The following is a 14,077-nucleotide window of genomic DNA, read 5'->3' as shown; positions in this document are numbered from 1 at the left end:
GAGCATCACCATGGACGCCATTAACGATTGGGAAAACCAAGCGCTCACCCACAGGAACCGCCTGGCACCCCATGCGTACTTTATGGGCTACGAGACCGCCGATCTCGCCGCTACGTACAGCCGCGAGCTGTCGCGCGGATTTGTCCAGCTGTCCGGCTCGTGGCAGTTCCGCCTCTTTGAGGGCCCAGCTGCCGTCTCCAACGAGGAGCTCTCCACGTACAAGCCCGAGTGGGATCACGTGGAGGTTCCGCACCTGTGGCAGGTGGACGGCTATGGCAACCTTGCCTACACCGACGAGGGTTTCCCGTTCCCGGTGGACCAGCCGTTCGTTCCCTCCGACGACCCCACGGGCGTTTACCAGCGCATCGTCAACCTTCCCGCCATCCCCGCCGGCGCTCGCGAGATCATTCGCTTCGACGGCATCGAGAGCTATGGCGAGCTGTACGTCAACGGCCAGTTTATCGGCATGACCAAGGGCTCGCGTCTGTCCGCCGAGTTCGACGTGACCGACGCGCTCGTCGAGGGCGACAACCTGTTTGCGGTCAAGGTCCTGCAGTACAGCGATGGCAGCTATATCGAGGACCAGGATATGTGGTGGGCTTCGGGCATCTTCCGCGATGTGTACCTTATGCAGCGTCCCGCCGCGCACCTGGTCGACTTTAGGTTCCGCACGCACCGCGAGGGCGATGCCGCTCTGATCACGCTCGATACGGTGGCCGAGGGCGCTACCCGCGTCGTGTTTACGCTCAGCGATGGCGAGAACGTGGTCGCTACGGGCGAGTGCGTCGACGGCCATGCCGAGTGCAGCGTTGCCGATGCCCACTTCTGGAGCCCCGAGGACCCCTTCCTCTATGACCTTACGTTTGAGGTCTACGACGGTGACGAGGTCAGCGAGTACGTTCCGCATCGCCAGGGCCTTGCCGAGGTGACGGTCGAGGGCAATCATATCTACCTCAACGGCACCTACTTTAAGATGCATGGCGTCAACCGCCACGATCACGACGATCACAAGGGCCGCGCCGTGGGCCTCGATCGCATGCGCCGTGACCTGGAGCTCATGAAGCGACACAACATCAACGCGGTGCGCACCTCTCACTATGCCAATGACACGCGCTTCTACGAGCTGTGCGATGAGTATGGCATCATGCTGGTCGCCGAGACCGATATGGAGAGTCACGGCTTCGAGAATATCGGCAATATCGCCCTGGTCACCGACGACCCGGCATGGGAGCCGGCCTACGTCGACCGCATTGAGCGCCTGGTGATGCAGGAGCGCAACCACGCCTGCATCATTATGTGGTCGATGGGCAACGAGAGCGGCTATGGCTGCAACATCCGCGCGATGTACGCCAAGGCTCACGAGCTCGATGATCGTCCGGTCCATTACGAGGAGGACCGCAACGCCGATACCGTCGACGTCATTTCCACGATGTACTCCCGTGTGTCGCAGATGAACGACTTTGGTGAGCATCCGTTCCCCAAGCCGCGCATCAACTGCGAGTACGGCCACTCCATGGGCAATGGCCCCGGAGGCCTGTCCGAGTACCAGGAGGTCTTCGATCGCTGGGATTGCATCCAAGGCCAGTTTATCTGGGAATGGTGCGACCACGGTTTGGCTGCTGTGACCGAGGACGGCGTTGCTTACGATATGTATGGTGGCGACAACGGCGATTACCCCAACAACAGCAACTTCTGCATCGATGGCATGGTGTTCCCTTGGCAGCAGCCGAGCCCGGGCCTCACTGAGTATGGCCAGGTCATCTGCCCGGTTCGCATGGCTTATGACACCGAGGCGGGCGAGCTGACCGTCACGAACAAGCGCTGGTTTACTACCCTCGAGGATGTCTGCCTGTCGGCGGAGACCCTGGTAGACGGCGATGTAGTGTGCCGCAAGACGCTTATGCCCGGCGCGGTGGCTCCCGGCGAATCCGTCCAGCTGCCACTGGTGATTCGCGAGGCCGCGGTAGGCGAGACCCTGCTGACCGTGTGCGCCTACACCATGGCGGCTCACGCCTGGTGCGAGCCGATGTTCCAGCTGGGCGCAAGCCAGTTTGCCATCGCAAACCATCCGGCGCCGGCCATCGCCGCCCCCGCTCGTCCTGAGCTTACGGTCGAGGAGACCGAGCAGGAGATCCGCATTCACTCCCTCAACGGCGAGCTGACCTTCAGCAAAGTCAACGGTACCGTGAGCGAGTGGAAGGCATCCGGCCGCGACGTAATGGCCTCTGGTCCCCAGGTTGGTTTTTGGCATCCGCTCGTCGACAACCACGCTCAGGAGTATGACTCCCTGTGGAAGGACAACTTCATCGATGTGATGCAGACGTCTACCCGCAAGGTTTCTTGGAAGCAGGACGGCAATGCGGTCGTCGTTACCGTGAGCCAGCGTATCGCTCCTCCCGTCCGCGCGTTCGGCATGCGCGTCGAGCTCGTCTACACCGTGCTTCCGAGCGGTCGCGTCGACCTCAAGGTTTCCGGCGAGCCCTACGGCGATTACTCGGATATCATCCCGCGCATCGGCATCTCCTTCGAGGTCCCCGGTTGCAATCGTGCCGTCGAGTGGTATGGCCACGGCCCGGGCGAGAACTATCCGGACTCGCTGCGCGCCAACCCGGTCGGTCATTACCGCACTACGGTCGACGACATGTTCACGCCCTACGTTATGCCTCAGGACTGCGCCAACCGTGAGGGTACCCGCTGGGTTGCCCTGCGCTCCAGTCACGGTGACGGCGTGTTGGTGACTCGTCCGGCTGATGCCGCCTCCAACCCGTTCTCGTTCTCGGCATGGCCCTATAGCTGCGAGGCAATCGATAACGCCAAGCACGTCTACGACCTTGTCAAGGGCGATACGGTCACGGTCAACATCAACGACCAGCTGCTCGGCCTTGGCTCGAACTCTTGGGGTTCCGAGGTGCTCGATTCCTATCGCACCCGTTTTGAGAGCTTCAGCTTTGAGGTGTCCCTGCGACCGCTGACGTCTGCCGATCTGGCTCAGGCGCTGGCACCCATTAAGGAGGCATAAGCCATGCATGTCTTTAACTCGCGCGCCGATTTCGACGCTCAGATGAAGTCCGTCAAGAAGTGGATGCGCACCGGCCAGGCGCTCGATGGCGTTGCCGACCTACAGCACGACGTGGCTTACTCCATCGGCGACTCGTTGGTTTACTGGTGGGTCTATTCCCGCGAGGCCGCAACCGCCGACCTGGTCGGTCACCGTCGCTACCATGCCGTGCTCGCTCCGCTCGACGGCGGCCTGACCGTCGAGGTCGCCCCCAAGGCAGGCCTCACCTGCACCCGCGCTTACAGCGATATCGATGATCGCGAGCGCTTTGAGGGGGCGGGGGAGACCGTGACGATTCCCGCCGGCGGCGTTGCCGTCGTCGAAATTGACGAGGCCTACCGTGTCGTGGCCGATGCCGCGGATTCCCGCGTCGTGGTACTGCACGTGACGGTCGAAGGTTATTCCTTCCCCAACAAGTAGTATTCGTCCGTTTGGACGTTTGCTTTGCGCCGTTAAGGGGGATGGCTTTGTTGACTCCCTTTTCCCCATTCCCCTTAGCAGGTGCGCCGTCCGTGTTCGCACTTGCAGCTCGGACGGGTTTAGATGACATTTAATAGATGATTGGGAGGGCTTATGAGCTCTGAAAAACGAGGAACGATCGGTTCGTTCGCTCTGCTGGGCATGACGGTCGCCGCCGTGTTCGGTATCAAGAACATCATCAACAACAACGCGGCCATCGGCTTGGCAGCTGCGCCGTCGTTCTTCTTCGCCACGCTTTTGTACTTTGTCCCCTATACCCTGGTTACCGCCGAGTTCGTCGGCCTCAACAAGGACTCCGAGTCTGGCGTGTACGCATGGGTTAAGACCTCGATGGGTGGTCGCTGGGCGTTTCTGACGGCGTTTAGCTACTGGTTCGTCAACCTGTTCTACTTCGCGTCCGTCCTGCCCAATGTCATCATCTACGCGAGCTACGTGTTCTTTGGTGCCAATGCCGAGCTTTCGCAGCTGTGGATCACCATTATCGAGATCGTCGTCTTTGCTATCGCCACGTGGGTGTCGACTAAGGGCGCTAAGTGGATCGGCTCCATTTCGTCCTTTGGTTCGACTGCGGCTCTCGGCCTGACCGCTGTGTTCATCCTGCTGTCCCTGGCCGCTGCATTTGGCGGCGTCGAGTTCGCTACGGCTCCTACTCCGGCTAACATGGCTCCCGACACGAGCAGCTTCGCCACTACGTGGGGTTTCTTCGGCACGCTTGTCTGGATCATCCAGGGCGTGGGCGGTGCTGAGTCCGTCGGCGTGTTCCTTAACGACCTTAAGGGCGGCGTCAAGGCCTTCGTGCGTACCGTCGTTGTTGCAGGCCTCACCATCGGCCTTCTGTATGCAGGCGCTTCGCTGCTGGTTAACCTGTTCATCCCCGAGGGCAGCGTTGCCATCTCCACCGGTATCTTCGACGTATTCGGCGCTGTCTTTGCCCACTTTGGCATTCCCATGGAAGTGTCCACGCGCGTCATCGGCTTGATCCTTCTCGCCGCTACGCTGGGCTCCCTCATGATGTGGACCTCCGCTCCCATCAAGGTGTTCTTCACCGAGATCCCCAAGGGCGTCTTTGGTAGTAAGATTGTCGAGCTTAACGAGCATGGCATTCCCGCCCGCGCCGCTTGGCTGCAGTTCGCCATCGTCGTCCCCATCCTGATCATCCCAGCCCTGGGCTCTGGCAACCTCGACGACCTGCTCATGATCGTCACCAACATGACGGCTGCCACCGCTCTGCTCCCGCCGCTGCTGATTCTGCTTGCCTACTTTATGCTGCGCAAGAACTTCGACGCTGCTCCCCGTGGCTTCCGCATGGGTTCGCGTCCCTTTGGCCTGGTCGTCGCTGCGTTCCTGCTCGTAGTCTTCTGCTTCGTGCTTATCTGCGGCACCATTCCGCTCGATCAGCCGCTGTGGCTGACGCTGGTTTACAACGTTGGCGGCGTGGTTGTCTTCCTGGGTCTTGCCGTGATCTGGTACAACCGCTACATCAACCGTCTGCGCGAGACCGATCCCGAGGCCGCCGAGAGCGAGCTGCGCCCCTCCGTCCTCGACATGATGGAGTAGCGGCTAGGATTAATCTACGGCTGTGGAATAAATCGATTCCCTTTCCTAAGGAGGGGCCTTACGAGGCTCCTCCTTTTGTGTTTTGGGGCACGGTTTTGGATCCTGTGGGCAAAAAATGCCAAATATGAGTACTGTTGCAAAATGAGTGCCATATCTATCGGCCGGTTTTGAGCAAAAATGGGCTCAAAATCAATTTATCTAACCCCCTTGAAGGGAGTTTGATGGCTTTCAGCCTCTTCGAATCGCTCAAAGTAGGCAATTTGCTCTCGATTTTGCTGCTACTAAATTGGTGACAGTACTCATATTTGCCACTTTTTGACCACGGGGTATCCGGAGGGGCTCTCGACAAGCATCTAACGGTACAATAACTACCACGTGGCTGGGTTTGCCAGCCGAATGAGCGATACCGCGGGAGGGGACATGGTCGAGTTTACAAAGACGATTAAAGATCCGTTGGGACTGCATGCCCGCCCGGTTGCGCTGCTCTACGACATCATTGCCAAACATCGTAGCGACGTGTCGGTCAGCATCGGCGACCGCCATACCGACGGTCGCGACGTGATGGGCCTCATGGCTCTCTACGGCGAGTGCGGCGAGGACATCATCTTCCGCGTTTCGGGCGTGGATGAGGCCTCCTGCGTCACGTCGATCAGAAACCTCTCCCTCTAAACGCAACAATGTGACAAAGGGGCTGTCCCCTTGTCACACCTGTTTCATATGGGAAACTTTTTCGAAAACTGAATAGGGACCCTTTCCAAAAAGTTAACCACGTGCTAGTTTACTGTAGCGAACATAGACGTGGTTAACTTTTGCTGCGTCGATGTTGAGGACGAACTGACGTTAGGAGCACACTCATGTCTTGCGGACCGCAGATGCCGGCCATGCCGCTTTCGATGGTGAAAGCGGGCGAAACCGTGCACGTGTCTCGTGTAAAGGGCAATGAGGACATGAAGCACCACCTCAAGGACCTCGGCTTTGTCGAGGGCAGTGAGGTTCACGTGGTGAGCTCGAGTGGCGCCAATATCATCGTCACCGTGCTGGGCGCACGCTTTGGTATCGATACCAAGGTCGCCATGCACATCATGACCGTCGGTTAGTCCGCAGCATTTCATTAAAACCGAAAGGGGGACAAGAGGATGAAGACGTTGGGTGACGTTAAGGTGGGCGAGAGCTCTACCATCGTCAAGCTTCACGGCGAGGGCGCGCTTCGCCGTCACCTTATGGACCTGGGCCTCATCAAGGGCACTTCGTTCAAGGTCGTTAAGGTTGCACCGCTCGGAGATCCGGTCGAGATCAACGTGCGCGGCTACGAGCTTTCCATCCGCAAGGAGGAGGCTGCCGTCGTCGAGGTCCAGTAAGGGCCCGCGGCAACTATTTATGCAGATAAAGTTAGGTTTTTCTAACTTAAATTTGCAATGTTGAAGCACATTATCCAGCCCGTGCGGAGAAAGCAGCGCGGGCACACAAGGAAGAAGGATTGAATGGCGGATTCTCAGATCCATGTCGCGCTGGCGGGTAACCCCAACTGCGGCAAGACCACGCTTTTCAACCTGATCACCGGCGCCAACGGCTACGTTGGCAACTGGCCCGGCGTCACGGTTGAGAAAAAGGAAGCCAAGCTCCTGAGTGACAAGAACGTCACGATTACGGACCTCCCCGGCATCTACTCGCTTTCCCCCTACAGCCCCGAGGAGCAGTGCTCGCGCGACTACCTCATGAGCGGCGAGCCCGATGTGGTCGTCCAGGTTGTCGATGCCACCAACCTCGAGCGCAACCTATACCTGGCGCTTCAGGTCATCGAGACCGGCCTGCCTGTGGTCGTCGCCCTCAACATGGCCGACTTGGTCGAGAAGAACGGCGACAAGATCGACACGGACAGGCTCTCCAAGAAGCTCGGCTGCCCGGTCATGATGATCTCGGCCCTTAAGAACAAGGGTATCAAGGAGCTGTTCGAGCAGGTTAAGAAGTCTGCTGCTTCCAAGGGCCAGGTGCCGGAGCACAAGTTCGATTCCTCCATTGAGGATGTCCTGACGCACATCGAGAACAACCTGCCGGCGAGCGTTCCCGCCAACAAGCGTCGCTACTACGCTGTCAAGCTGTTTGAGCGTGACGCGGACGCCTGCAAGCTTATCAACCTCACCAAGGAGAAGGCCGCTCGCGTTGAGCAGCTGGTTGCCCAGTGCGAGCAGGATTGCGACGACGACGCCGAGTCCATCATCACCGGCGAGCGCTATGGCGTCATTGCCCACATCATCGACGAGTGCATGACCAAGGCTCCTGCCAAGATGAGCACCTCCGAGAAGATCGACCGCGTGGTTACCAACCGTATCCTGGGCCTGCCGATCTTTGTGGTCATCATGTTCTGCGTGTACTACATCGCCGTTTCTACCCTGGGCGGCACGGTGACCGACTTCACCAACGACCAGCTCTTCGGCACCGACGGTTGGTACGTGCTCGGTCAGGGTCGCGATGCGTATGATGCGGCTGTCGAGGCTGTGGGTGAGGACGCTGCCGATTCGATTGACCCGGCGGAGTACGGCCCCTATGTCCCGGGTATCACCACCGTGGTGCACGACGCCCTCGTGGCGGGCGGCACCGAGGACGGTGGCCTGGTCGATTCGCTGGTCTGCGATGGTATCGTCGGCGGCCTGGGCGCCATCTTTGGCTTTGTGCCGCAGATGTTCCTGCTCTTTGTGATGCTGTCTTTCCTGGAGGACTGCGGCTACATGGCGCGCGTCGCCTTCATCATGGACCGCGTGTTCCGCCGCTTTGGCCTGTCCGGTAAGTCGTTCATCCCGATGCTCGTGTCCTCGGGTTGCGGCGTCCCCGGCGTCATGGCCACCAAGACCATCGAGAACGAGAAGGACCGCCGTATGACGGTCATGACCACCACGTTTATTCCCTGTGGCGCTAAGCTGCCGATCATTGCCCTGCTCATGGGTTCCATCATCGGCGATTCTTCCACCACCGCCGCGTGGATCAGCCCGCTCTTCTACTTCCTGGGCGTCTTTGCCGTCATTGCTTCGGGCCTCATGCTCAAGAAGACCAAGCTCTTCGCCGGTCGCCCGACGCCGTTTGTTATGGAGCTTCCTGCCTACCACTTCCCGGCGATCCGTTCTTGGGCGCTGCACGTGTGGGAGCGCTGCTGGGCCTTTATCAAGAAGGCCGGTACGGTCATCTTCGCGTCCACCGTCGTCGTTTGGTTCCTCTCCAACTTTGGCAGCTACAACGGTTCCTTTGGCTTCCTGCCTGCGATGGACGGCATCCCCGAGGAGTTCATGGATTACTCCGTGCTCGCCATGCTCGGCAACCTGGTCGCTTGGATCTTCGCCCCGCTCGGCTTTAGCACCTGGCAGGCCACCGCGCTGACCGTCTCCGGCCTCGTGGCTAAGGAGAATGTCGTCGCTACCGCCGGCTCGCTGCTCTCCGTCGCCGATGCTGGCGAGACCGACCCGAGCCTGTGGACCGCGTTTGCGGGCATGTTCCCCACCATGGGTGCTTGCGTGGCCTTTGGTGCCTTCAACCTGCTGTGCGCTCCGTGCTTTGCCGCCATGGGCACTATCCGCAACCAGATGGACTCCGGCAAGTGGACCGCGATTGCCATCGGCTACGAGTGCGCCTTCGCTTGGGTGATCGGCCTGTTCATCAACCAGTTCTACAACCTGTTTGTGTTGGGCCAGTTTGGTATTTGGACGATTGTAGCCATCGTGCTGCTGGTTGCGATGCTCTTCCAGATCTTCCGTCCCATGCCCAAGCATGCATGGACCGACGAGGACGAGACCAACACTGCTTCCGCCGCAGTTTCCGCTTAAGTCCGAATAAGGATTAGCCCCTTTCCACGAGCCCGGGTGTCCCAGCGACACTCGGGCTTTTTGGTGAGGGAGATGTGGCGTTTCCGCAGATAAAACCGACCAAAATATACCTGTCCCTTTTTGGCAGGTGGAGAATGGGGTAAAGTAAGTGGTGGTTAACTAGAGGAGGCTTGCTATGGCACCTATCGATATTGTTGTACTGGCTGTTATCGGCATTGCGTTTGTCGCCGTGTGCGTGCGCATTTATCGCAAGGGCACCTGCGCCGACTGCGCTCAAGGTGGCGTTTGCACAGGACATTGCTCCAACAAAAAGACCTGCGCCGCACTTAAGGGCGTAGACAAAATCGCCGAAGACTTGGGCCGCGGTATCAAATAAAGGTCCAGGCACCCAAGCGTCCCGCGAGCATCCGTTCGCGGGGCGCTTTGCACATTTGGGGGAGAGCGCGGCGAGTTGAAGAGTGATTTTGGGGTATCGTTACCTGTACTGTTAATTGGCAACTTATCTATAACGGAGTAACCCCATGAGCGCTCGCGTAACCATGAAGGACATAGCCGCCGAGCTTGGCGTTTCCATCAATACCGTGCATAAGGCCCTGACGGGCAAGGCCGGCGTGAGCGAATCCGTGCGTGCCAAGGTGAATGCCAAGGCCGAGGCCATGGGCTACCATCGCAACACAAGTGCCTCAAGCCTGCGGCGCAAGGATATCAACCTGGTGTTTTGCCTGCCCCGCGCATCGCGCGAGGGGGCGTACTTTTTCCGTTACCTTTGGGAAGGCTGCAACCGCTTTGAGCAGGAGGTCATCGATCAGGGCATTACGGTTGAGCGCGTAGAATTTGGCGTGGGCGGCTACGCCGATGCGCTCGAGCAGATTGATGAGCGTCTGCAGGTAGGCGAGAAGATTGACGGTCTGCTTGCCTATGTTCCGGGCGATGACCGTGCAACCGAACTCTTGAGGCAGATTGCCGAGGCGGGTGTGGCGATCGAGCTCGTCGACGGCGACCGACCGCACCTCGATCGCCTGGGTGCCAGTCTGGCGGACTATTCCGCGGCGGGCAGTCTTATGGCAGAGCAGGCGGCTAACCTGGTCCACGCTTCTGGGGCTGACGCCCGCGTGCTCCTGTTGGCGGGCGACCCTTATACCGACTCGCACTATCTGACCGCCCGCGCCTTTCATAATTACCTGCGCGAGCACGATATTCCATGGCGGGTTGAGGACCTTGCCGGTGCCCATGCGCAAGTCAAACAGCTCGAGCGCGAGCTTGAGCAGCGCTTGAGTGCGCCGGATGCTCCCGAGCTCATCTGTAGCGTTTTTGCCGTTGGTTCCGAGGTGGTCGCTGACGCGCTTGTTTCGAGCGGCAAGGCCGGCAAGGTCATGGTGATCGGCAACGACCTGTTCCCCGAGAGCGCCCTGGCCTTACGCCGTGGCATTTTTACCAATATCGTCTATAAGGACCCGGTGAGCTTGGCCTACCGTGGTGCCAAGACCTTGGGCGAGTATTTGCTGTGGGGTAAAACTCCGGCGGAGCCCGTGCAGAAGGGTGCTGTGGAGATGGTGTTTGCCAGCAACGTCGACCGCTACTGCGAGCTTGCGGGAATTTAGCCGTTTGGTCAGGTACCCCCTCTTGCGACGTGCATTTTTTGGAGTATTCAGCAATGGCGTGTTCCGAAAGAGGCTCAGAACGACTGTTTTAAGTGCCTCCGATGGCGTAAATCGCCATCGGAGGCACTTTTTTATGCCGATCGGGCGCGATATGCGCATCAAATAGGGCGTCGAGGACGGTGCGCAGTACGCCCCGATGCTGAATATTCCCAAAAATGTACGCCGAGACATGACCCACCTGAGCAAAAACGCCCAGGTTCGGTGTTCGGGGACGTTAGTCCATCCGCAATGCATGCGTGTCACGGCTCCAACAACCGTTGAACGGACAAAATCGACCGTTCACCCCATGGTGGTTAGGTGAACGTTCACCTTTTAAGTCGCAATGAATTAGTATAGTGAACGTTCACCTAGAGGATAACGAGCGCATCGTGCGCCCGCTCCGCCAACAAAGGGGTTGTTTGATGAAAAACTTCATGGACGATCAGGATTTCCTGCTGAGCACCAAGACCGGCGAGGAGCTGTTCCACAACTTTGCCGAGGGCATGCCCATCGTCGACTACCACTGCCACATTTCTCCCAAGGAGATCTGGGACGACAAGCGTTTTGAGAACATCACCGAGGTTTGGCTGGGCGGTGACCACTACAAGTGGCGCCTGATGCGTGCCAACGGCGTCGACGAGCGCTTCATTACCGGCGATGCCCCTGCTCGCGAGAAGTTTCAGAAGTGGGCCGAGACCCTGGGCCGTTGCGTGGGCAACCCCGTCTTTGAGTGGAGCCACCTGGAGCTTAAGCGTTACTTTGGCTACGAGGGCGTCCTGAACGGCAAAACCGCTCAGGAGGTCTGGGACCTTGCCAACGCCAAGCTCGCCGAGGCCAGCTTTACCTGCCGCAACCTCATCAAGCAGTCCAACGTCCGCATGATTTGCACTACCGACGACCCCGCCGACAGCTTTGAGTGGCACAAGAAGATTGCCGCCGACGACAGTTTTGACGTTCAGGTCGTTCCCGCCATGCGCCCCGATGCCGCCCTGCGCATCGAGCGTGGCCAGGAGTTCGCCGACTACTGCAAGCATCTCTCCGAGGTTGCCGGCATTGAGATCAGCGACTTCGAGGGCATGAAGGCCGCCATCTCCAAGCGCTACGACGTCGCCCATGAGCTGGGCTGCCGCGCTTCCGACCACGCGCTCGACTACGTTATGTACGCTCCGGCTACCGCCGACGAGATCGAGGCCATCTTTGCCAAGGGCCTTGCCGCCGAGCCGCTTACCGAGGACGAGGTCCTCAAGTACAAGACGGCCTTTATGCAGTTCGTCGCCGGCGAGTATGTCCGCCTTGGCTGGGCCATGCAGCTGCACTTTGGCTGCAAGCGTGACAACAACCGCGCTATGTTCGCCAAGCTCGGTCCCGATACCGGCTACGACTGCATCTCCAACTACACGCCGTCCGACCAGCTGGCCGATTTCCTCAACTCCATCCAGGAGGCCACGGGTCTGCCCAAGACCATTCTGTACAGCCTGAACCCCATCGACAACACCATGATCGATACCGTGATGGGCTGCTTCCAGGAGGCTCCGACCGCCGGTAAGATCCAGAACGGCTCTGCCTGGTGGTTCAACGACAACGAGATCGGTATGCGCGAGCAGCTCACGGCTCTGGCTAACGAGGGCGTGCTGGGCAACTTTGTGGGCATGCTTACCGATTCCCGCTCCTTCCTGTCCTACCCGCGTCACGAGTACTTCCGTCGCGTGCTGTGCGGCGTGATCGGCGAGTGGGTCGAGCAGGGCAAGTATCCGGCCGACATGGAGCTGCTGGGAGCCATCGTGCGCGACATCAGCTACAACAACGCGGTCCGCTACTTTGGCTTTGACCTGGATACCGTCGAGGCCTAAACCCGCATCGAATCACACCGAACTCGGGAGCGCCGTTGCCACACGCGGCGCCCCCGTTTTGCCTGCACGCTAACGGCTATCTAAGGAGAGACATAGATGGAGAACATCAGCTACGAGACGCTCGAGAAGATCGGCTACAAGGGCTACCTGCTGCCCAAGGACGCGCCCGAGAAGGTTTTGCAGTTTGGCGAGGGCAATTTCCTGCGCGCCTTTGTCGACCGCTTCTTTGACATGGGCAACGAGGCAAGCGGCTGGAACGGCAAGGTTGTCATGGTGCAGCCCATCAGTGGCGCCTTTGGCTTTGCCGATGGCATCAATGCCCAGGACGACCTGTACACCGTGCTGGTGCGCGGCAAGGAGAACGGCAACACGGTCGACGAGTCTCGTGTGATCAGCGCCTGCAGCCGCTGCCTCAATCCGTATCGCGAGGACGACTACCGCGCCATGATGGAGGTCGCCGTCTCCGACGATTTGGAGATTATCGTCTCCAACACCACCGAGGCCGGCATTGCCTACGATCCGTCTTGCAAGGCCGACGACATGCCGCCCGCGAGCTTCCCCGCCAAGCTTGCCCAGGTGCTCCACACCCGCTGGGCCGCCGGCAAGCCGGGCGTCATCGTGCTCGCCTGCGAGCTCATCGACCATAATGGCGAGGAGCTGCTGCGCATCATGAACCAGTACGTGAGCGACTGGGGCTGGGAGGACGAGTTTGCGCAGTGGATGGCCAACGACTGCACCGTCTGCACCACGCTCGTCGACACTATCGTCCCCGGCCGCATCCGCGACCCCAAGGAGGTCGCTGCCGTGGCCGAACGCCTGGGCTACGAGGATCCCTTCCTGGCCGTGCGCGAGCCCTTCCAGATGTGGGGCATCCAGGGCGACGAGTCGCTTGCCGAGAAGCTTCCCTTCGTGAAGGCCGGCCTGCCGGGTGTCTTTGTGACCCCCGATGTCACCCCGTACAAGAAGCGCAAGGTCCGCATCCTCAACGGCGCCCACACCGCCTTTGTTCCGGGCTCCTGGGTTGCCGGCTTTGACATCGTGCGCGATTGCATGCACGACGAGACCGTCCGTGGCTTCATGAACACCATGCTCTACGACGAGGTCATCCCGACGCTTGCCGCCGACCTGGACGTCGAGGACTGCAAGGCCTTTGCTGCCGCCGTCGAGAACCGCTTCGACAACCCGTTTATCGACCACGCGCTGCTCTCCATTTGCCTCAACTCAACCGCCAAATGGCGTGCTCGCGACCTGCCCACGCTCAAGGACTATGTTGCCGAGACCGGCAACCTGCCCAAGTGCCTGGCGACGAGCCTCGCTACGCTCATTGCCTTCTATACGCAGGAGCTCGTTGCTCGCGAGGGTGACGGCCTGCACCTGCGCCGCGCCGACGGCACCGAGTACACCGCTCAGGACGATGCCTTCGTGCTCGACTTCTACGCCGCCCACGCCGGTGCAGACGATGCCGAGCTGGTGCACGACGTGCTCAGCAACGAGCAGATGTGGGGCGAGGACCTTACGCAGATCGCCGGCCTTGAGGAGTTTGTCGTCAACGCGCTTGCCGTTGTGCGCGCCGAGGGCGCCAAGCAGGCCTTCGCCATCGCCCAGGCCTAAATCCTTCTGTGCGCGCGCCGGGCAACTGGCGGGCGCCCGCTGACTTCTGCTCAACCTGTAGGGTTAGGA

At 59.8% G+C, this 14,077-nt stretch carries 11 protein-coding genes; all 11 read left to right on the top strand.

Annotation, left to right across the window (positions count from 1 at the left end; all coding sequences use genetic code 11):
* The first annotated feature begins 10 nt into the window (after nucleotides 1-10).
* The gene (locus DW754_RS01485; protein ID WP_117758226.1) at nucleotides 11-3,019 is read left to right on the top strand and encodes a glycoside hydrolase family 2 TIM barrel-domain containing protein; all 3,009 of its coding nucleotides are present in this window, start codon (nucleotides 11-13) and stop codon (nucleotides 3,017-3,019) included.
* Nucleotides 3,020-3,022: 3 nt separating this feature from the next.
* Nucleotides 3,023-3,478: a hypothetical protein gene (locus DW754_RS01480; protein ID WP_117758225.1), complete on the top strand. Its 456-nt coding sequence runs from the start codon at nucleotides 3,023-3,025 to the stop codon at nucleotides 3,476-3,478.
* 153 nt (nucleotides 3,479-3,631) lie between these two features.
* Complete coding sequence (locus DW754_RS01475) at nucleotides 3,632-5,095, top strand: amino acid permease (RefSeq protein ID WP_117758224.1); 1,464 nt, start codon at nucleotides 3,632-3,634, stop codon at nucleotides 5,093-5,095.
* Nucleotides 5,096-5,515: 420 nt separating this feature from the next.
* Nucleotides 5,516-5,764 (top strand): HPr family phosphocarrier protein, encoded by a 249-nt coding sequence (locus DW754_RS01470; protein WP_022094361.1) that lies wholly within the window; start codon nucleotides 5,516-5,518, stop codon nucleotides 5,762-5,764.
* 185 nt (nucleotides 5,765-5,949) lie between these two features.
* The gene (locus tag DW754_RS01465; protein WP_231500839.1) at nucleotides 5,950-6,192 is read left to right on the top strand and encodes a FeoA family protein; all 243 of its coding nucleotides are present in this window, start codon (nucleotides 5,950-5,952) and stop codon (nucleotides 6,190-6,192) included.
* Between the two features lie 39 nt (nucleotides 6,193-6,231).
* Nucleotides 6,232-6,453 carry a FeoA family protein gene (locus DW754_RS01460; protein ID WP_006234774.1) on the top strand — a complete coding sequence of 74 codons (222 nt, stop codon included), beginning with the start codon at nucleotides 6,232-6,234 and terminating at the stop codon, nucleotides 6,451-6,453.
* Between the two features lie 123 nt (nucleotides 6,454-6,576).
* Nucleotides 6,577-8,907 (top strand): ferrous iron transporter B, encoded by a 2,331-nt coding sequence (locus DW754_RS01455; RefSeq protein WP_117758222.1) that lies wholly within the window; start codon nucleotides 6,577-6,579, stop codon nucleotides 8,905-8,907.
* Between the two features lie 175 nt (nucleotides 8,908-9,082).
* Entirely contained in the window at nucleotides 9,083-9,283 is a 201-nt protein-coding gene (locus DW754_RS01450; RefSeq protein WP_035136858.1) for a hypothetical protein, read from the top strand.
* A 145-nt stretch (nucleotides 9,284-9,428) separates the two neighbouring features.
* On the top strand, nucleotides 9,429-10,508 hold the full coding sequence (locus tag DW754_RS01445) for a LacI family DNA-binding transcriptional regulator (RefSeq protein ID WP_117563666.1): 1,080 nt from the start codon (nucleotides 9,429-9,431) through the stop codon (nucleotides 10,506-10,508).
* A 461-nt stretch (nucleotides 10,509-10,969) separates the two neighbouring features.
* Nucleotides 10,970-12,397: a glucuronate isomerase gene (gene uxaC / locus DW754_RS01440; RefSeq protein WP_117758221.1), complete on the top strand. Its 1,428-nt coding sequence runs from the start codon at nucleotides 10,970-10,972 to the stop codon at nucleotides 12,395-12,397.
* Between the two features lie 96 nt (nucleotides 12,398-12,493).
* Entirely contained in the window at nucleotides 12,494-14,008 is a 1,515-nt protein-coding gene (locus tag DW754_RS01435) for a tagaturonate reductase (protein ID WP_117758220.1), read from the top strand.
* The last annotated feature ends 69 nt before the right edge of the window (nucleotides 14,009-14,077 follow it).

Origin of the sequence: Collinsella sp. AM29-10AC, assembly GCF_003469085.1 — a bacterium.
Taxonomy (GTDB): Bacteria; Actinomycetota; Coriobacteriia; order Coriobacteriales; family Coriobacteriaceae; genus Collinsella.
Note: the sequence above shows the minus strand (reverse complement) of the source record. Positions and strands in the feature narration are given on the sequence as shown.

Bases quoted from the DNA above. Each gene is read 5' to 3' on its own strand.
- DW754_RS01475 (WP_117758224.1), top strand. From the start codon at position 3,632: ATGAGCTCTGAAAAACGAGGAACGATCGGTTCGTTCGCTCTGCTGGGC.
- DW754_RS01455 (WP_117758222.1), top strand. From the start codon at position 6,577: ATGGCGGATTCTCAGATCCATGTCGCGCTGGCGGGTAACCCCAACTGC.
- DW754_RS01445 (WP_117563666.1), top strand. From the start codon at position 9,429: ATGAGCGCTCGCGTAACCATGAAGGACATAGCCGCCGAGCTTGGCGTT.
- DW754_RS01450 (WP_035136858.1), top strand. From the start codon at position 9,083: ATGGCACCTATCGATATTGTTGTACTGGCTGTTATCGGCATTGCGTTT.
- DW754_RS01485 (WP_117758226.1), top strand. From the start codon at position 11: ATGGACGCCATTAACGATTGGGAAAACCAAGCGCTCACCCACAGGAAC.
- DW754_RS01435 (WP_117758220.1), top strand. From the start codon at position 12,494: ATGGAGAACATCAGCTACGAGACGCTCGAGAAGATCGGCTACAAGGGC.
- DW754_RS01480 (WP_117758225.1), top strand. From the start codon at position 3,023: ATGCATGTCTTTAACTCGCGCGCCGATTTCGACGCTCAGATGAAGTCC.
- uxaC (WP_117758221.1), top strand. From the start codon at position 10,970: ATGAAAAACTTCATGGACGATCAGGATTTCCTGCTGAGCACCAAGACC.
- DW754_RS01465 (WP_231500839.1), top strand. From the start codon at position 5,950: ATGTCTTGCGGACCGCAGATGCCGGCCATGCCGCTTTCGATGGTGAAA.
- DW754_RS01470 (WP_022094361.1), top strand. From the start codon at position 5,516: ATGGTCGAGTTTACAAAGACGATTAAAGATCCGTTGGGACTGCATGCC.
- DW754_RS01460 (WP_006234774.1), top strand. From the start codon at position 6,232: ATGAAGACGTTGGGTGACGTTAAGGTGGGCGAGAGCTCTACCATCGTC.